The organism is Methanomicrobia archaeon (assembly GCA_011049045.1).
GTDB lineage: Archaea > Halobacteriota > Syntropharchaeia > Alkanophagales > Methanospirareceae > JACGMN01.
On record DSCO01000057.1, the window covers coordinates 20,082 to 37,240 of the forward strand.

Annotated in this window: 19 protein-coding genes and 2 tRNA genes; 7 read left to right on the forward strand and 14 right to left on the reverse strand. The window is 57.5% G+C overall.

The genetic code is table 11. The annotated features are described in order from the left end of the window. Positions 1-77: 77 nt before the first annotated feature. Positions 78-851, reverse strand: a complete 774-nt coding sequence (gene larB / locus ENN68_07560; protein ID HDS45928.1) for a nickel pincer cofactor biosynthesis protein LarB — start codon at positions 849-851, stop codon at positions 78-80. A 90-nt stretch (positions 852-941) separates the two neighbouring features. Between larB and thiL the strand changes: the two genes are divergently transcribed. Next, positions 942-1,955, forward strand: coding sequence for a thiamine-phosphate kinase (gene thiL / locus ENN68_07565; protein ID HDS45929.1), 1,014 nt, complete (start codon positions 942-944; stop codon positions 1,953-1,955). A gap of 67 nt (positions 1,956-2,022) precedes the next feature. On the opposite strand, the gene coaBC is transcribed toward thiL, so the two are convergent. From coaBC to ENN68_07585, 4 genes are all read right to left on the reverse strand, one after another. Beyond that, positions 2,023-3,252, reverse strand: a complete 1,230-nt coding sequence (gene coaBC, locus ENN68_07570) for a bifunctional phosphopantothenoylcysteine decarboxylase/phosphopantothenate--cysteine ligase CoaBC (GenBank protein ID HDS45930.1) — start codon at positions 3,250-3,252, stop codon at positions 2,023-2,025. A 38-nt stretch (positions 3,253-3,290) separates the two neighbouring features. Beyond that, positions 3,291-3,363, reverse strand: a tRNA-Ala gene (locus ENN68_07575). A 90-nt stretch (positions 3,364-3,453) separates the two neighbouring features. Continuing rightward, on the reverse strand, positions 3,454-3,912 hold the full coding sequence (locus ENN68_07580; GenBank protein ID HDS45931.1) for an aspartate carbamoyltransferase regulatory subunit: 459 nt from the start codon (positions 3,910-3,912) through the stop codon (positions 3,454-3,456). A 261-nt stretch (positions 3,913-4,173) separates the two neighbouring features. After that, a tRNA-Phe gene (locus tag ENN68_07585) sits at positions 4,174-4,247 on the reverse strand. Positions 4,248-4,326: 79 nt separating this feature from the next. On the opposite strand from ENN68_07585, the gene ENN68_07590 reads away from it, so the two are divergent. Continuing rightward, on the forward strand, positions 4,327-5,739 hold the full coding sequence (locus tag ENN68_07590; GenBank protein ID HDS45932.1) for a TldD/PmbA family protein: 1,413 nt from the start codon (positions 4,327-4,329) through the stop codon (positions 5,737-5,739). 52 nt (positions 5,740-5,791) lie between these two features. Here ENN68_07590 and ENN68_07595 read toward each other — a convergent pair whose 3' ends face one another. After that, positions 5,792-7,117: a DUF1743 domain-containing protein gene (locus ENN68_07595; GenBank protein HDS45933.1), complete on the reverse strand. Its 1,326-nt coding sequence runs from the start codon at positions 7,115-7,117 to the stop codon at positions 5,792-5,794. A 153-nt stretch (positions 7,118-7,270) separates the two neighbouring features. On the opposite strand from ENN68_07595, the gene ENN68_07600 reads away from it, so the two are divergent. Next, the gene (locus ENN68_07600) at positions 7,271-8,953 is read left to right on the forward strand and encodes a peptidase (GenBank protein HDS45934.1); all 1,683 of its coding nucleotides are present in this window, start codon (positions 7,271-7,273) and stop codon (positions 8,951-8,953) included. A gap of 66 nt (positions 8,954-9,019) precedes the next feature. On the opposite strand, the gene ENN68_07605 is transcribed toward ENN68_07600, so the two are convergent. The 5 genes from ENN68_07605 to ENN68_07625 form a co-directional block, all read right to left on the reverse strand. Continuing rightward, positions 9,020-9,358: a hypothetical protein gene (locus tag ENN68_07605; GenBank protein ID HDS45935.1), complete on the reverse strand. Its 339-nt coding sequence runs from the start codon at positions 9,356-9,358 to the stop codon at positions 9,020-9,022. A gap of 32 nt (positions 9,359-9,390) precedes the next feature. Then, positions 9,391-10,830, reverse strand: coding sequence for a 2Fe-2S iron-sulfur cluster binding domain-containing protein (locus ENN68_07610; GenBank protein ID HDS45936.1), 1,440 nt, complete (start codon positions 10,828-10,830; stop codon positions 9,391-9,393). Beyond that, positions 10,827-12,773 carry a 4Fe-4S dicluster domain-containing protein gene (locus ENN68_07615; GenBank protein HDS45937.1) on the reverse strand — a complete coding sequence of 649 codons (1,947 nt, stop codon included), beginning with the start codon at positions 12,771-12,773 and terminating at the stop codon, positions 10,827-10,829. Before ENN68_07615 ends, ENN68_07610 begins: the two co-directional genes overlap by 4 nt. A 15-nt stretch (positions 12,774-12,788) precedes the next feature. Beyond that, positions 12,789-13,244, reverse strand: a complete 456-nt coding sequence (locus tag ENN68_07620) for an NAD(P)H-dependent oxidoreductase subunit E (protein ID HDS45938.1) — start codon at positions 13,242-13,244, stop codon at positions 12,789-12,791. A 320-nt stretch (positions 13,245-13,564) separates the two neighbouring features. After that, entirely contained in the window at positions 13,565-13,954 is a 390-nt protein-coding gene (locus ENN68_07625; protein ID HDS45939.1) for a hypothetical protein, read from the reverse strand. A gap of 158 nt (positions 13,955-14,112) precedes the next feature. Here ENN68_07625 and ENN68_07630 point away from each other — a divergent pair, with 158 nt between their 5' ends. Then, entirely contained in the window at positions 14,113-14,388 is a 276-nt protein-coding gene (locus ENN68_07630; protein HDS45940.1) for a hypothetical protein, read from the forward strand. Next, entirely contained in the window at positions 14,385-14,582 is a 198-nt protein-coding gene (locus tag ENN68_07635; protein HDS45941.1) for a hypothetical protein, read from the forward strand. The genes ENN68_07630 and ENN68_07635 overlap by 4 nt, the downstream gene beginning before the upstream one ends. A gap of 234 nt (positions 14,583-14,816) precedes the next feature. Here ENN68_07635 and ENN68_07640 read toward each other — a convergent pair whose 3' ends face one another. From ENN68_07640 to ENN68_07650, 3 genes are read right to left on the reverse strand one after another with little or no spacing between them, the layout of a single operon-like run. Then, complete coding sequence (locus tag ENN68_07640; GenBank protein HDS45942.1) at positions 14,817-14,987, reverse strand: hypothetical protein; 171 nt, start codon at positions 14,985-14,987, stop codon at positions 14,817-14,819. Positions 14,988-15,027: 40 nt separating this feature from the next. Next, positions 15,028-15,381: a Rieske (2Fe-2S) protein gene (locus ENN68_07645; GenBank protein HDS45943.1), complete on the reverse strand. Its 354-nt coding sequence runs from the start codon at positions 15,379-15,381 to the stop codon at positions 15,028-15,030. Between the two features lie 33 nt (positions 15,382-15,414). Then, positions 15,415-15,714, reverse strand: a complete 300-nt coding sequence (locus ENN68_07650) for a carboxymuconolactone decarboxylase family protein (protein ID HDS45944.1) — start codon at positions 15,712-15,714, stop codon at positions 15,415-15,417. Between the two features lie 425 nt (positions 15,715-16,139). Between ENN68_07650 and ENN68_07655 the strand changes: the two genes are divergently transcribed. Together ENN68_07655 and ENN68_07660 are read left to right on the forward strand one after the other, a co-directional pair. After that, positions 16,140-16,709 carry a 4Fe-4S binding protein gene (locus ENN68_07655; GenBank protein HDS45945.1) on the forward strand — a complete coding sequence of 190 codons (570 nt, stop codon included), beginning with the start codon at positions 16,140-16,142 and terminating at the stop codon, positions 16,707-16,709. A 120-nt stretch (positions 16,710-16,829) separates the two neighbouring features. Continuing rightward, a complete protein-coding gene (locus tag ENN68_07660; GenBank protein ID HDS45946.1) occupies positions 16,830-17,156 on the forward strand; it encodes a cupin domain-containing protein in 327 nt (108 codons plus the stop codon). The last annotated feature ends 3 nt before the right edge of the window (positions 17,157-17,159 follow it).

The window sequence follows — 17,159 nt, forward strand, 5'->3', positions numbered from 1 at the left end:
GTAGAAAGAGGGAAAGGTAGAAAGAATCAATCGGCTCGCCCTCTTTTTTTTATTTTTGGCTTCTCGTACAGATGCACTCACCCGGTTTTTAGCCGTACGATTTTTGCCGCGAAGGTCGCGGCACCGACGCCGTTATCGATATTGACGACCGCCAATCCGGGTGCACAGCTCTGGAGCATCGCGAGCAGCGCGGCAATGCCCCCACCGCCCATACCGTAGCCCACTGACGTCGGCACGCCGATCACCGGCAAGTCCACGAGACCCGCAACGACCGAGGGCAGCGCACCCTCCATGCCCGCAATGACGATGAGTACCGAGACATTTTCGTTCACGAGCTGCACAAGTGGCTCTGCCAGCCGGTGAATGCCCGCGATGCCCACATCGTAGGCCGTGAGCACCTCGCAGCCGCAGACTTCAGCAACGACGCGCGCTTCTTCCGCCACCGGCCGGTCTGCAGTACCGGCAGCAATGAGCCCGATCGTCCCCCGGTGCTCGAATGCATGTCCCTGCCGTTTGACGAGGACCGTCCGCGCGATGGGGTTATAATCGAGCTCGAATGCATCGTTCTGCGCGGCTTCTAAATGCTTCTTGAGCTCGTCGACGTCTTCAGCGCGTGCTCGCGTGATTACCGCAAAGCCCTGGGCTGACGCGTGCGCCAGCGCGATCTCTGCAACCTCAGTGCTGCGCTTACCCTGGGCGAAGATGATCTCCGGGATGCCGGTTCGATCTCTTCTGCCCAGGTCGAGGCGTGCGAACTCTTTTAACACCTGTATACACTCGGATTTTAATGCCTTGCTCGCGGCTTCGGTGCTGAGCTCCCCACGCGCCACTTTTTGTAAGATCTCATCCATAGCACTTCTCTTTCTCGTATCACCAATAAGAAAGAAAAGCTGCAGGCAAGAAACTAACTGGATAGACAGACAGACACCTACTCGTGCGTGATGAAACTGGAAGAGCTGGGCGAACGGAGTTTAATAGAGCGAATCGTGCGGGCGTTTCCGATCGATCCCGCGCTCGTATCGGCAGGCGCGGGCGAGGACGATTGCGCCGTACTCGATCTGTCCAGCATGCAAAACGGCTACCGGTATCTTCTGGTGACCACGGACACGTTACAGGAATCGACGCACTTCCCGCGTGGTATGACGCCGTTCCAGAAGGGTTGGAGTGCCGTTGCCGTCAATCTGAGCGATATCGCCGCGATGGGTGGTTCCCCATTCGCCTTTGTCCTCGCGCTGGGCATTCCTGCGGGTACCGAGGCGTTCTTTATCGACGACCTCGTCGCGGGAATTGCGGCCTGCGCTTCGGCCTTCGAGACGGCGGTCGTTGGCGGGGACATCACGCGGAGCACCGAACTTATCTTGACGGGCACGTGCCTTGGCCTGACCAGCAAACCGCTCAAGCGATCGGGCGCCCGGGTAGGGGATGTGGTATGCGTCACCGGCTCGCTGGGCAACGCGGCACTCGCTTTGAAGCTGCTCAACGGTGAATTGCACGTATCAGAACAGCTTGAACCAGCAGCGAAATGGGCGCTCTTCCAACCGCAGCCACGCATCCGCGAGGGATTTACAATCGCGCACTCCGGCGTGGCCACTGCGATGATCGACATCAGCGACGGGCTCGCGCTCTCTATCGCGGAGATCGCGAAGATGAGTGGCGTCGGTGCCGAGCTCTTTGCGGAGCGGATACCCGTTCTGAGCGAAGAGCTACGATATGACGAGCAGCTCAAGCTATCACCACAGGAACGCACAGAGCTTGCGCTGTACTACGGCGGGGATTACGAATTGCTTTTCACGCTTGACCCGCGCGTGCTGGAAGATGCTGCACTGCTGAGCAAGCTGAAACAGGAGGTTGGTCTGAGCGTTATCGGTACGATCGTGCCGCCGGAAGAAGGGCTCTCTATCAGAACGGGCGACGATCAAGAACGGCTAGAGCTTAAGGGCTATCAGCACTTTTAGCCGTATCGCGGCGGAGTTTCCACCCCTACGATGTAGTGTGCACCGGTCCACGTCCGCTCAACGCGCGCTAAAAGAGTTCCGCAAGCTCGCGCACTATCTCTTCGGCGATGATCCGTTTCTTTCCGTTGATGTGCTTGACGTTACCTGTACCGTTTCGGAGGATGAAGACCTCGTTCTCTTCCGTGCCGATCCCGCCCTTGCCAATGTCGTTCGCCACGACCATCTGGAGGTTGAGCGCTTCCAACTTCGTCCGCGCACGCCGTATCAGTTCGTCCTCTGAGACGTTCGTCTCGGCCTTGAAGCCCACGATCACGAGCTGGGGGAATTCCTTCCGCGCCTCGCCGATCAACTTCCGCGTCGGCGCGAAGTGCAGGTGCAGATCACCGCCCGAGGCGATCTTCACGGTTGCGGGGTCAACGGTGAAATCGGCGATCGCGGCCGAGGAGATGAGCACGTCATAGCCCGTTCGCAGCTCGTTCAGGCAGGTATCGATCATCTCGTTCGCGGTCTCCACGTGCCGCTCGGTGATCCCCATCATGTTCAGCGCTTTACTGTGCACGAGCGTGACCTCGGCACCCTGCTTGTAGGCCGCCTTTGCCAGCTCCATGCCCGTTCGGCCCGAACTCCGGTTCGTCAATATTCGTATGGGGTCGATGGGCTCCGCGGTCGGGCCGCCGGTGACCAGCACGCGTTTGCCCGCGAGCTTCTTGGGTGAGAGCAGATGCTCCGTGGCAAGCACGATCTCAGCGATAGAGACGATCTTAGCGAGCCCTTCCTGGATCTTCGGGCCCAGTACCGTAACCCCGAGCTGGCGTAACTTATCCAGGTTCTCGATGATCACCGGGCTGTTGAACATTGACTCGTGCATCGCGGGCACGATGATCATGGGAATGCCGGAGCCGAAGGCGGTGGTGGCGAAGACGGTCACGGGCGTGTCGGAGACGCCGGTCGCGATCTTATTGAGGGTATTGGCGGTGCAGGGCGCGATGAGGAAGAGATCGGCCGAGCCCTCCATGCCGAGGAACTCCACGTGCTCAATATCGCCCATCAGCTTCGTGATCGCCTCGTGCCCGGTGGCATAATGGAGCGTGTAGGGATGGATGATCTCAGTTGCGGCCCTGCTCATCACGCTGTACACATCGGCACCGTGCCGTATCAGTTCGCGGGAGAGCTCGAACGCCCGGACCGCAGCGACCGATCCGGTAACGCCGAGAACGATCTTCTTGCCGAGTAGCGAATGGCTCTTCGTCCCCTTGATCCTGAGTGTGGGGTGGGGTCTGCGTTCTCTCTCAGCCATGTTGATCGTTATGAGTAATGGATGGATGGATGGATGGATGGACCGGTCGGGATTTGAACCCGAGGCCTCTCACACGCCAAGCGAGTGATCTTCCACCTGATCTACCGGCCCCTTTGTCCGTTCTTTCGGTTGTTGCTTATCTCGTCACTCAGTCCGTTCGCTCGCGTTCGATGCGTAGAGCTCTTCTCATACCCCTGCGGCTCAGAGATATCGTGAGACGTCCTCGATCATCCGTTCGCAGTAGACACACCGGAATCTGAGTGGGTGCTCGCTGATGGTGATGAACCGTGAGACCACCGGCTCGCGTTCCACATTGGAGATACAGTTCGGATTCGCACAGCGAATGATCCCCTCGATCGACGGTGGCAGGAAGACCTTGTGCTTCTCCACCACTTCCGAATCACGGATGATGTTGATCGTGGCGTTGGGCGCGATCAGGGCGATCTTATCAACCTCCTCGGGCTTCAGCTCACGATCCTCGACCTTCACGATGTCCTTCCTACCCATCTGCTTGCTCCGCACGTTCGTGGCTACACTGAGTGCGGCATCGGTGTCTGCATGGATCCCGAGGATCTTGAGCACGTTCAGTGCCTGCCCGGCCGTGATATGATCGATCACGGTACCGTTCCTGATAGGTACAACCTTGAGCTCTTTCTTCATACGCGTCGCGTCCTCAGACCCTCAGACCCGCAGTTTGATATGATAAATAGCGTGGGTGCTATTTAACTTTCCGTTCAAGTATCACGGCGCAAACAACTGTCAAACGCAGAGCTTTCACGCCCGGCTCGTCACTTCTCGGTGCCGTAGTGGTGAGACAAGAGGAGTCTGATCATATGCTGTTCTCAGCAGAAGTGATGCGCACAGGGCGTCGCACGTATCAGCTCATTTTTCCGCTTCGCTGGGCCCCTCTCCAGAGGCGAATGGGACCGCCGTGATTTGAACACGGGACAACTCGGTCTTCAGCCGAGCGCTCTCCCAGTCTGAGCTACGGTCCCTTTCTTTACGTCACTTCAGCTCTATGCTATTTCTTTCCACTTCGAAGTTATAAATATTGGCGTGTTCAAAACCAGAGTTATGGAAACGGCGATCCGACGAGCACTTGACTTTGTAACTGCACAGCACGCAACATACGCAGACATTCGGCTGGAACGCGGGCACGCAACGACACTCGATCTCCGGGACGGGGTCTTCCGGGAGCTGAGTTACGGGATCGATGAGGGCATAGGTGTCCGTGTGCTTTTCAAAGATTCCTGGGGCTTCGCCTCTGCCAATGATCTGCCGACACCTGCGATACAGGCGACCTTCGAGAACGCGCTGAACGCTGCACGTGCGCTCTCAATCTCCAAGTCGGGTAAGCAGACGGCGGCCATTAAGCTCGCCGATGCGCCCGTGACGACCGAGGAGTTCACGCTTAAGCCGCGCATCAATCCCGAGGACGTCAGTATCGAGGTGAAGAAACGCATGGTCAAGGACGCGTACGACGCGGCGAAGGCGCATTCCGAGCTCGTAACGAGCGTATCAGTTGTCTATCTGGACGGTTACGAGGAGCAGATCATTGCTAATACCGAGGGGAGTTATATCATGCTACAGCAGCCTGCCGTATTCCTGCGTGCCAGTGTGGTGGCGAAACGGGGTACTCAGCTCCAGGAGGGTCGCGAGAGTGTCGGTGCGGTTGCCGGCTTCGACTTCATCGAGGCTGAGGATCCCGCGATGATCGCCGTGCGGGCTGCGGACAAGGCGGTCCAACTCCTTGATGCGGAGCTCCCGCCGGCCGGCGAGCTGTCGGTGATCATGGACCACCGGCTAACGGGCGTCTTCATGCACGAGGCGCTCGGGCATGCTGCGGAGGCGGACCATGTGCTGTACGGAGAATCGATCCTGAAAGGTAAGGTGGGCACGGCGATCGCTTTTGATCGGTTGACGGTTGCGGACGATCCGACCATCGAGGCGTCCCATGGCTACTACCGGTACGATGACGAGGGGCTGCGCTCACGCCGGACCGAACTCATCAAGGACGGTGTGCTCGTCTCGTATCTCCACAGTCGTGAGACTGCCGGTCGGTTAGACGCGGCACCGACGGCTAACGCGCGAGCTGCGGACTATTCCGAGCTGCCGATCGTGCGGATGAGCAACACGGTAATTGAGCCTGGTGGGTGGCAGTTCGATGAGATGCGTGCGGATATCGCGTTCGGCATTTACGCGAAGGGCATGCGCGGCGGGCAGGTGGACACGGTCAAAGGCGAATTCCAGTTCAGTGCTGAGGAGGCCTTTCTGATCGAGAACGGGACGCTCACGAAGCGGTTAAAGAACGTCGCGCTCTCCGGGCGTACTCTGGACGTGCTGAAGAACATTGATGCGATCGGCACGGACAAGAAGCGCGGGACTATTGGTTTCTGCGGTAAAGACGGCCAGGATGTGCCGGTATCGGAATACGCGCCCCATGTTCGCGTCACGAAGATCCTGGTCGGGGGCTCGTCCTCCGGGTGAACCGGGACGGGACGTACGTACGTGTGGCGTTGCGCTGCGCGTATCTCTGTAGCTATCTGCTCGGGTGAATCTTCTGCGCGCCAGCGTTGCGCAGCCGGATCAGCGGTTTCGCGATATGCCGCCGTGCCGCGGGCGGAACTTCGTATAGCCCCTCATTCAGCGCTCGCGCGACGATCTCGCGTTCCTGCGAACTGCGATGTGTTCCACAGCGCTTGCAGCGGTAGCCCTGCGCTCGTCCCGCGGATTTCATGCGCTTGCCGCAGCGCTCGCACCGTGGATTGCGCGTCGCTTCAGTGTTCACGGCGCGTACCTCGATCTTCTCCAGATTCTGTGTACCGGACCCGAAAGAACCATAAGTCGTTAGCTCATCACCTGCTCGCAAGCTACGGACAATTTCGCGGAACTGCTTCGTCGGCTCGTAGGCGATACAGTCGATGCGCTCTTCCGCGGGGCGGGCGATCGCGAGCTGGAAGACGACGTGACCGCCTTTGATCGGTCGCGGTTCAGAGGCCACCGTGCCCTCGATGCGGTACGAGTGGTACTCAGAGAGCGAGCCCTCCAGTTCTTCTCCCGTGATCAGGTGCGAATCGGTGCCCTGATTCGTGATGAAGAGCGTCTCCCGCTCCACCTGCTCTGCAGTGATGAGCTCGTATGCCCGCATGATCGCATCAACACGGTCACCGCGTACACCAAAGAGGACCGGACAGGGTGAGTGCGGGGCCAACACGAGGTTCTTATTCGAATGATCCACGGTATCCCAGGTCAGCGGATACGTAGCGGCATCTGCTTGCCACACGCTTGCCGGCTCGATCACCCGGGGCGTGCCCCAGCGCGCCCGTTTCCGGTAGGCGATCAGCTCGTACGTGACATCGTACTGCGCCGGCCAGTGTTGCTGGAGCATGAAGAATGCCGTGGCAGCCAACGCCCCGATAACGCCCCGTTTCTGCTTCAGACCATAGTGCTCGATCTGCAATTCAGCCAGGAGCGCAAACGCGTGTTCAAGCGTGACCACCTCTTTCACGGCCAGCTCGTAAAACTGCTGCAAGTCCCGCAGGTGCTCGGCGGGCATGCGCAGGGCACGCTCCTCGCGAATAAACACCACACCGGGATTTGTCTCCTCCGCGTGAACCTCCGCCAGCTCATTAACCCGGGCTTTGATCAGTTCCTTGACCACTTCATCAGCGCCTGGTTGATGAAGCTTTATCTCGAAGGCGACCGCGCCATTGCCGCGTGTCTTATACGGTATGCAGGGATTCAAGCGCACCAATCGCGGAATCGAAACCTTACCGTAACACCCGAGCTCGTCCACTAAGACGGCACATAGATAGGTGGTGCACATGCCCGTTTTCGAGTCGGTATCATCAATTCCAACGATCATCGGCCCTTCTTTTTTATCAGAGCCCGTGATCACAGAAATAGGTATCACAACCTGAGGCAGCACGCTGCAAAGGGGCATGCTATCGGGCGATCTCACCGCCCGGTCCAACTTATTTATGGCTCACGGTCCTAGTGAGATACGTAGGAAGCGAACATGAACTCGTATTTCTGGATGCTGCTGGTGAATCTCTTCCTCCTTTACTGGCTCATCGTGATGTTGCTCGATAGGAAGGGCATTTTAGCGCGTTATAACATCTCAGCAGCCGGTCCCGTGCTCATGATCAGAACGAAGCGTGGTGAGCGCTTATTGGAGCTGCTCTCACGGGGGACGCTGAGGGCGCGGTTCTGGCGCGTTTATGCCACTATCGGCACCGGTTTGGTGCTCATTGCCATGGTCTTCATGTTCGTGCTCGTCATTTATGGCGCTTATAGTACCTTCATCCTGCATCCTGAGCCCACGACGATCAACGAGCCAAGAAACTGGCTGCTCATACCCGGGTTGAACCAATTCATACCGATGTGCGCATGGGTGGGCTTTGTCATTGCACTGGTGGTCCACGAGCTCTCGCACGCTGTCTTGAGCACGGTCGAGAGGATTAAGGTGAAGTCGATGGGGCTCCTCATGCTCATTGTCCCGATCGGTGCATTTGCGGAGCCGGACAGTGAGCAACTGTTCGGCGAGCGTGAGCGTAAAGAGCGGAAGAAGGGAACGGCTGGTGCTGAGGCTGAGTCCGAGTCCAGAGAACCTGAACCCAAGAAAGTGGCTACCTCACGAGAGCGCACACGCATCCTCTCAGCGGGCGTGACGAGCAATTTCTGCGTGGCCGCGATTGCCTTTACGCTCTTCTTTGCTCTGCTCTTCTCTATCCAGCCGGTGGACGAGAGCGTGCTGTACGTCTATCAGGTAGCAAAGGGCAGTCCCGCGGAGCAGGCAGGTATTACGCCCGAAGTGTTCATCACCCGCGTTGACGGCACGGCGATGACGACTGTGGAGGAGCTTACCGCGGCATTGAGCACCGAGGTGGAGCATACCGTAGTGATCCTGCAGAAAAACGGTGAGGAACGCGCGTTCGCCGTCCCTGGCGGGACCACCAACAGCACCGGGTTGTTCATCTTTGATGTCGTGGCTGGCTTACCGGCCGACCAGGCGGGTCTCACCCGGAGCATGCGCATAACGAGCATTGATGCGGTGAGCATAACGGGCTACACGGACTTCAGCGCCTTCATGAATACCACCCTACCGGGGCAGGTGATCGAGGTGCAAACCGATGCGATAACGGTCGCGGTAACGCTGACCGAGTCACCCGCGGGAGAAGAAACGGGCTACATGGGGGTGATCGTCGCCGGTACGACTGCCTCGAGCCCGCGGGGGATGCTGGTCTTCGAATTCCCGACACAGGAGTACCTTAACGGCCTGCGGGGCATTCCCGCGTCGTTCCTGACGCTCTCGCCACGTCAGTGGCTGGCAAGCTGGTTGTGGTTGACCATTATGCCGATCGCCCCGCTGCCGACGGGCTTTGGGGGCTTTACCCCGCTCCTCGCACAGCTCTTCGAGCCCGTGGGCACCGTTGCTGAACTGGGTAGCGCAGTCTTCTGGCTTGCCGATATCCTCTTCTGGATCGGCTGGATCAATTTCTATGTGGGGCTGTTCAACTGCCTGCCTGCCATACCACTCGACGGCGGCTATGTCTTTCGTGAGATGCTCTATCCCGTCGTGCGTCTGGGGATAAAGGAAGAGCAGCGCAAGGAGAAGGTTGCCCGCGGCATTGCTGCTTTATTCGCGCTCTTTATCTTCTCCGCCATTGTTATCCTGCTCGCCGGCCCCTATCTCCTGTAACCTCTTCGGTCTCGTTCGGCTTCGTTAGAGCTCGAGTGCCACTAACTAAAACTAACTGATCGCGGATCAGCAGGTCAGATGTAACGCCGCGATCGTCCGTTTCTTCTGCGCGATCTGGTTGTAGAGCTTACAGGCCTGCTCGGTTGGCTCGATGAGCAGTTCAATGTCCTTCGATTCAATATAGCGCCGCGTTTGTGCAGGCACTTTCATGACGCCGTATTTGCCCGTGCCGACGATCAGCACCTCCGGCTGCTCTTTCACGATCGCATCCACGTCAGTTAGCAAGAGCACGTGCCCGTCTTTGCGCCACCACTGGTCTTCGATTCGGTCGGGATAGATGATTACATCGCTCGTGAACGTCGTGCCGTCGATGACGATCCTCCCGAAGTTATAGGCGTCAATCATTTTCCTGCCTCCACCACCACCTGACGATCGCCTCACTCGCGGTTCTGCTCGGCTCTCCTGCGCTTGATCTTCGTGAGCCGCTCGATCTCTTTGAGCTTTATGTCTTCGGTCACGTCCACGTACCCCTTTGCACGAGCACCCTGGAGCAGTTGCTCGCCACGCTCAGTTCGCGTCAGCACGGTGGACCATCCGGGCTCCGAGCCGACGGATCCGACGGAGATATCCGCGAGTTCCGCGGTATAATCCGGGCAGGCGAAGCAGCCAGCGTTGGCGAAGCCTTCGACCGCGTCAAAGGCCACGACGTGCAAGATCCCTGCGCGGTCATAGACGTGGAATTCTTTGCCTTTAATGTCCAGCTTTTTCACCTGCTCGACCGGGAGCACGTTGTTCTGGATATACGCCAGCAGCTCTTGCGTGAACGTCTCCATACAGAACAACCCAACCAGCAGGTTGATTCGCGCCTTATCGATACGGTAGGGTTGATCGGCGGTGATAACGCGCCGTATGCCCGCGATCTGGCAGGGGGTGCCGACGAACCCGATGCGGCTGCAGCCGGCGACCGCGGCGTCAACGACCCCGATGCCTGAGGGGTAATAGGTGTATTTCGTGCCTGCACCTTGCTTGAGCTCTTGGGAACTCCGCACAACCTTCGCGCTCGGCTCCCAGGCGCGATCCGCGACGGTAATGGCTGCGCAATCAATGAGCCCTTCATCGAGCGCATAACCGAGCAATGCGGTCACCGCCCCGCCGTCCTGCGCCTGCTGCACGGTCATCTCATCCGTTGCCCGTACCGCATAGCTCGCTCTGTAGATCCCCAGGAGCTCCTCATCCGCTCGATGCCGCCCGAAGACCCGTTCTTCAACTGCGGTGTACGGGAACGTGCTCCGTATGTGCTTGTAGAGGTCGTCGAGCTTGATGGTGCCCGTGGGGCAGACGTACGCGCACGCGCCGCACCCGATGCAGACATCAGTGAGCCCGATCTCCAGCGAATCGTCGAGCGGGCCCTCGATCTGGCGGTTCACGCCGCGATTGATGAAATTGATCGCGCTCACGCCCACACGCTCCTCACAGACACGGGTGCAGAGGCCGCAGAGTATGCAGGTATCATCGCCCTGAGGGAAGCGCGGTGTACCGACCTTGTATTCCCGCGCCAGCTCCCGGAGCACCGGCACCCCAGGGCATCGAGCGAGCAACAACTCAATGAGGAGTTTACGAATCGCGATGATCTCCGGTGTGCCGGTCTCCACGACCAGGCCATCCTCAACCGGATAATTACAGGCGGTAACGATCTTGCTGCGCCCGCGTCTGGTTATTTTCACGGAGCAGAGCCGGCACGCGCCAAACGGCTCTACCAGCGGATGATAGCAGAGCGTGGGGATCGCAATCCCGAGATCGCGCGCAGCTTCCAGTATCGTCCTGCCCGCTGGCACGGTGATCTCCTGGGTATCGATCTCCAAGCGCACCTCGCTCATTCGCCCTCGCCCCCCTCTTTCAGCTCGGTCTTCTTTGGCAGCTTTCGCTCGGCCTCGAGCAGCGGTGGCGGGACCGGTTCGCCCGAGATCTTGATTACGGCGCCGAATTTCGGCGGGCACTGATAGAAACAGGAGCCACATTTCGTGCAGGTCGCCTGGTCGATCACATGGATCACTCTCTTATCGCCATCGATCGCGTTCACGGGACAGACCTTGAGGCAGAGCAAGCACGCCCTGCACCTGCTCGGCTCGATATAATAACTGATCAGCCCTTTGCAGACGAGCGCAAGGCAGCGCTTATCCCTGATGTGCGCTTCATATTCGTCCCTGAAGTACCGGAGCGTGGTCAGTACGGGATTCGCAGCGGTCGTTCCGAGCGCGCACAACGATGCGTCCTTCATCACGCCGCTGATCTCTTCCAGCAGCTCGATGTCGCCCTCCGTCCCTTCACCGGCCACGACACGGTTCAGGATCTCGCGGAGGTGCTTCAGCCCCTCGCGACAGGGCACGCACTTGCCGCAGGATTCGTCGCAGAGGAAGTCTACGAAGTATCGCGCGACGTCGACCATGCAGGTGTCCTCGTCCATGACGATCATGCCGCCGGAGCCCATCATGGAGCCGAGCTTGGTGAGCTCGTCGAAGTCCACGGGCGTATCGAGATAGTCCTCGGGGATACAGCCGCCGGACGGCCCGCCGGTCTGCACGGCCTTGAACGCTTTGTTGCCCGGTATGCCGCCGCCGATCTTGAAGATGATGTCCCGGAGCGAGGTGCCCATAGGGACCTCAACCAGGCCGGTATTGTTCACCTTCCCGACGAGCGAGAAGATCTTCGTGCCTTTGCTCTCCGCCGTCCCGATCGATGCGAACCAGTCAGCGCCCTTGTTAATGATGAGCGGCACGTTCGCCCAGGTCTCAACGTTGTTGAGATCGCTGGGTTTGTCCCAGAGCCCGCTCTCGGAGGTGTGCACGTATTTCGGTCGCGGCTCCCCCACTCTCCCCTCGATCGCGTTCATCAACGCGCTCGACTCGCCGGAGACGAAGGCGCCCGCGCCTTTGTGAATGGTGACGGTGAAGTCGAAGCCGGAACCGAGGATGTTCTTCCCGAGGAGCCCCAGCTCCTCCGCCTGCGTGATCGCGATCTTCGCATTGGTCACGGCGAGTGGATATTCCTGGCGGATATACAGGAAGCCCTCGTGCGCGCCGATCGCATAAGCGCCGAGGATCAGGCCTTCGAGGATACTGTGCGGATTCCCCTCCATGAGCGCGCGATCCATGAACGCACCGGGGTCACCCTCATCGCAGTTCACAATCACGTATTTCGGCTCGCCTGCCGCCTTTCGCGTTGATTCCCACTTCACGCCGGTGGGGAATCCGCCGCCGCCGCGCCCGCGCAGTTTCGAGCGCTTGATCTCCTCGATCACCTGCTCGGGCGTGTACTCGAAGAGCACCGTACTGAGCGCCCGATATCCACCGATGGCGAGGTAATCCTCGATGCGTTTGGGGTCGATCGTGATATTATCGCCGATGAGTAGCCGTTTCTGGTACTTGTAGAACGGGATCTCAGATTCGTGGACCGCTTTCTCGCCGGTCTCGGGATCGGTATAGAGCAATCGCTCGACGACCTTCTTCCCTTTGATCGTTTCGGTAATGATCTCGGGGACGTCTTCAGGCTGCACCTGGAGATAGCAGATCTCTTCGGGATAGATGACCACGATCGGGCCCCGCTCGCAGAAACCGGGACAACCGGTCTCTCGCAGGTCCACCGTGTCGCCGAGACCCTGCTCACGCAAGCCCTCTTTGAATGCGGTGATCACCTTCTTCACACCGAGTGCGAGGCAGCCTGTGCCCGCGCAGATAGCGATACGGGGCTTCTCAGGGTCTCGTTGCGCCTGTATCTCGTTCCTCAGGCCCTCCAATTCCGCAGGGGATTTCAATCGTGCCATAACAAATGCTCCACTCTATTCGTAGCGTGACAGGATACCTTGCACATCACCGGGATTCAACTTACCATGGTAATCCTCATCAACCACCATCACCGGCCCGAGCGCGCAACAGCCGATGCAATTCACCCGCTTGACCGTGAACTTCATGTCCGCGGTCGTCCCGTCCGCTTTCACGCCGAGCATATCCTCGACCTTCTCCAGGATCCGCGGGCCGCCGCGCACATGACAGGCCGTGCCCAGACAGACCTGGATCACGTGCCGGCCGATCGGCTCCAGGCTCAGCACCTTATAGAAACTAACAACGCGATAAATGCGAGTCAACGGGATCTTAAGCCGGGTGCTTATACGCTCCATTGCTTCTCGGGGTATCCAGTTGAGCTCATTCTGGAGCTCCAGAAGCAGTTGAATTAAAACACCCTCTTTTCCTTCATAACGATCAATAATCGCATCGATCCGCTCTTCAGCTACCATCTCGCGCACCTCTCGACCTCTGTCCCACACGGACCGTTGTGGCCGAAGCAGCCTTTACATTCCCTAATCGAGCGCGAGCAAATAAATAGCACTTGCTTCTTCCGACGCTACGCGCCCCGGTCGTTGGCGATTCGCTCTCGTTGCTGCACGAATCCAGCGCAGAACCTCTACCTCTCGCGATCATATTTGTTACCGTTCATTACCCTGAGACGCCTTTGAGAACGGGGAAATGCACGGAACGAGCTGATTGAACCAGGCAATTCGTGCGCATCTCGAGCCCAAAGAGCATCTGCGGCGCCCACGAGGTGCGGCCTTCAATCCTAAACCAGATGCGGGCAGAACCGATCAGACCGCATCCTCCCACCGATACCTTCTTCCATCTGCTGCTTCAGCAGCTGCCGGAATTCAGGCTTCTCCAGCAGGGTCATGAAGATTATCGCAGCGGATCCCTCCTCATCGGTCCTGTTAATCCCATCGAGCATCAAAAGCTGTCGTTTCGCATATTCGAGCCTGTACTTCCTAAGCTCGAGCCCACGATGGAGATAATGGTTGATCGCCTGCGAGCGTCTATCCCAGAGCCCCTCTTCCACCTCTTTATCGATCTCCTGCATCAGCTGCGAACGTATCGAGATTGAAAACGTCTCCTTACCGCCGCCCCTTTTCCTTCTTCGCGCGTCGCTTCCGCGCTGCTCCGCCTCGCCTTCTTCCATTTCCTTTCACCTCGCCACCAACATTCACACTATGTGCTTAAATATAGTGCTTAAAAACAGGAGTATACCATTCAGGTACCACCATTCCGTTTGCCGATAGTTTTATATACTCAACCCACCTGGGCGCTATTGCGGTTTAAGACGAAAGGTGTATTGTTATGGCACGCGGCGATGAAGAAATCGAGTCAACGCCGGCATGCGCTGGCGTGGAAGTGACTGAGCGAGATGAGGGGCGTGCAGCTCGTTCTGCTTCAGAGCTCTCCGAGTCCTCATCTGAGGAGCCTTTGAGCCCAGCTTCACGGCTGGCATTGGAACGATTTGTTGAGAAATGGCGACCCTATATTGAAGAGCCCTACCTCCTGGATCAGCCGGTGCGGATGATCGCGCAGTGCATCAGGGAAATTGCGGTAGAGGAGGGTTTGATCCGCGAATGACCGAGATCGTTGCGCGAACGCCGCTGCGCTGCTCGCGGATCAGGGACATCGTGACGACCAAGGACGGCGAGGTCACCGAAGAACGCACCGTATGGCTCGAGAACGACGCGCTCTCCGTCACGCTAAAAGGGCAGCCCGGCAAACTGCGCTTCGTCGAGGGCGAAGAGTACAGCGCCGAATTCCGCTCCTCCTAGCGCCTGCCCTTTTTGGCTGAGGCCGTCGAGAGCAAGCAGGCGGAAGCGACCGATATGGAAGGTGATATAGAAGGACTGAGAATATGCTCATTTATTCTTCCGCAGAACCGATAAGAACTCCAGAGCCCTCATCCCATTTCAGATAATCAATGCTATCTATGTTCTATTAAAATTAAGTAAGAACTCGCCCGGGCCTCTACCAGTCAGAATCTTCCACCGTGTTACGTGTTCGTCTCATGCATCGCGGACCACGTATTGATCATCTTTGCTCCATGATCGGTCGTACACGTCCTCGGTCGTGCCCGGCACCACGGTACTCTTAACGACCACCAGATGGAACACATCCTTCTGCTTGATGGCGTCCCCGGTACTCTCAGCGGTTAACCGCACGTAAGCAAGATCGATCCACCAGCCTCTCTAGAACCGATCAGACAGCAGTATCACTTTATTCCAGTCCAACCCAAATGCTGCCCTCATCCACGCGCGTCGGGTAAACCGTCAGGGCCTTTTTCCGCGAGAGGATACTCAGGACCTTGCCCGCAACGGGTGGCCACGGGCTCCATTCCTTAACATCTCCGGTGCGTATGTCAAAGGCGCTGTGGTGCCAGGGACAGATAATTGCTCCATCGGGGCTGATTCTGCCTTTGACCAGCCGGCCGCCCATGTGCGGGCATTTGCTGTTCATGGCGTACACTTCGCCCTCGTGGTGGAGGAGCAGGATCGACTTGCCCTCCACTTCGACCACCTTACGGTCGCCCTCAGGTAATTCCTGCTCTGAAAGAACACGTATCCAGTTCATATCTTCCCTCCATTATTTATGCCACCCAGCGGGTTAATCTAATGCCGCAAGAGCATGAGCTGCGGTATAAACGCTCCCAACGCCACAGACGTACTGGGTAACTCTCAACACTTCTGTGATCTCTTCATTGGTAGCGCCGGCTTGCATAGCGGCCTGAGCTAATGCTTTTACCCCTTCGGTAGCTCCGTTTGATGCGTCCAAAGCCAGAGCGATAAGGAGCTTAAACTTTGTAGGGAGAGCACCGTCAGCAAGCGCGAACTCACGTGTTTCGGCAACGAGCGCGAGCAGCTCGGGATCACGTTTCTCAAATATCTTCAAGGGATTTTCAGCCATCTCTTACCACCTCCTGTAATAGTGGTTAGAAATTGTTATAGAAAAACGATTAGCTTACACCCTCTCTCCGCCCCTTCGCCAGTCCAGCATCCTCGCTATGCAGCCCCTTTCCGTGCCGAGTGCAACAGCCATTGCGTTCGCGTAGACAAAGAACAGCGCCCCTCTTCACCTCCCGAAAGGCTCACTAGCCGCCACCTGCAGAGTCACCGGTACCCCTTGGGGACTGAAGCTGAAGCTTTACGTGTTCAATCAGCATTAGCTATTGCGGAATCAGAGGCGGTGCTGAGGAACGATGGCGTTGCAAGTATTCCAAAACTCACCGGGATGATCTATGCACTGATCGCGTTTCCCATCTTACTTTACCTGCTCTATAGTAACAACTACACCAAAAAATCGGCTATCTGTTCTTAATCCTCTCGATACTCATGGGCTTTTTAGTGTTTGTACCCTTGTTTCTCTATCAATTTCAGATGCTTATTACCGGAAATACCAACCAACATGGTGGACCACTGCCAATAGTTATCCTGAGTCTGATACTCTTCTTCATCCTCACGCTGGTATTCGGCAGAATATTTCTTGGCTTTATCTGCCCTATTGGAACGCTTCAGGAGCCGGCTTATCAACTTCCAACCAAAAAACCGAAGATAGTCAACAAAACTCTGGCGGTTGTTCTTCATCTACTCTTCATCCTTTTTTCTCGTCTCGTGCCCCTCGGCGTGCTCTTCTCTATAGGAATCCTTACGTTTCTTGGCGTGCGTGATTTCTTTTATCTCGCTGCAGGGTCGGTATTCTTCTTTGTATTTCTTGCTTTCGTGCTGCTCTCCATCGTTCTGTACCGACCTTTCTGCCGCTTCTTCTGCCCGTACGGGCTGCTGCTTCCGCTGGTAGCCTTCACGAGCGTCTGTAAAGTAAACTACGGCGAACCTCCCGTTGCACGATGTGTGGCAAATGCGAGGACGTTCGCTCTACCAAGAAGGCGGGCAAAACGGAGTTAACGCGAAAATGTTATCTTTGTAATTGCTGCAGATATGTTTGTTCTGCCGATGCACTTGCCATGGACGAACGTGGAAAAATAGGGGGAATAGAAAAACGAAATGGATCATGATAACGAGCAGATGGACACGGAAAAGCTTCTCGCGCGCGCGATCCGAGTAGCTGACCTGGTGGATTACCAGGAGGGCGCGGTGGTGAGCCGAACGCTCATTGACAAGAAGACCGGGACGGTCACCTTGTTCGCCTTCGCGGAGGGACAAGGATTGAGCGAGCATACCGCACCATTTGATGCCCTGGTTCAGATCATCGATGGCGAAGCGAAGATCGTCATCTCGGGCACATCGCTCCGGGTACAGAAAGGCGAGCTGGTGATCATGCCGGCGAATGAGCCCCATGCGCTAAAAGCCGTAAAGCCATTCAAGATGCTGCTGACCATGATACGGTCGTGATAT

Coding starts and splice junctions, on each gene's coding strand:
- ENN68_07610 (HDS45936.1), bottom strand. CDS start 10,830: ATGAGCGAGGTGCGCTTGGAGATCGATACCCAGGAGATCACCGTGCCA.
- thiL (HDS45929.1), top strand. CDS start 942: ATGAAACTGGAAGAGCTGGGCGAACGGAGTTTAATAGAGCGAATCGTG.
- ENN68_07660 (HDS45946.1), top strand. CDS start 16,830: ATGGACACGGAAAAGCTTCTCGCGCGCGCGATCCGAGTAGCTGACCTG.
- ENN68_07630 (HDS45940.1), top strand. CDS start 14,113: ATGGCACGCGGCGATGAAGAAATCGAGTCAACGCCGGCATGCGCTGGC.
- ENN68_07580 (HDS45931.1), bottom strand. CDS start 3,912: ATGAAGAAAGAGCTCAAGGTTGTACCTATCAGGAACGGTACCGTGATC.
- ENN68_07635 (HDS45941.1), top strand. CDS start 14,385: ATGACCGAGATCGTTGCGCGAACGCCGCTGCGCTGCTCGCGGATCAGG.
- ENN68_07620 (HDS45938.1), bottom strand. CDS start 13,244: ATGGTAGCTGAAGAGCGGATCGATGCGATTATTGATCGTTATGAAGGA.
- ENN68_07590 (HDS45932.1), top strand. CDS start 4,327: ATGGAAACGGCGATCCGACGAGCACTTGACTTTGTAACTGCACAGCAC.
- ENN68_07650 (HDS45944.1), bottom strand. CDS start 15,714: ATGGCTGAAAATCCCTTGAAGATATTTGAGAAACGTGATCCCGAGCTG.
- ENN68_07600 (HDS45934.1), top strand. CDS start 7,271: ATGAACTCGTATTTCTGGATGCTGCTGGTGAATCTCTTCCTCCTTTAC.
- ENN68_07655 (HDS45945.1), top strand. CDS start 16,140: ATGGGCTTTTTAGTGTTTGTACCCTTGTTTCTCTATCAATTTCAGATG.
- ENN68_07615 (HDS45937.1), bottom strand. CDS start 12,773: ATGGCACGATTGAAATCCCCTGCGGAATTGGAGGGCCTGAGGAACGAG.
- ENN68_07625 (HDS45939.1), bottom strand. CDS start 13,954: ATGGAAGAAGGCGAGGCGGAGCAGCGCGGAAGCGACGCGCGAAGAAGG.
- larB (HDS45928.1), bottom strand. CDS start 851: ATGGATGAGATCTTACAAAAAGTGGCGCGTGGGGAGCTCAGCACCGAA.
- ENN68_07595 (HDS45933.1), bottom strand. CDS start 7,117: ATGATCGTTGGAATTGATGATACCGACTCGAAAACGGGCATGTGCACC.
- ENN68_07605 (HDS45935.1), bottom strand. CDS start 9,358: ATGATTGACGCCTATAACTTCGGGAGGATCGTCATCGACGGCACGACG.
- coaBC (HDS45930.1), bottom strand. CDS start 3,252: ATGGCTGAGAGAGAACGCAGACCCCACCCCACACTCAGGATCAAGGGG.
- ENN68_07645 (HDS45943.1), bottom strand. CDS start 15,381: ATGAACTGGATACGTGTTCTTTCAGAGCAGGAATTACCTGAGGGCGAC.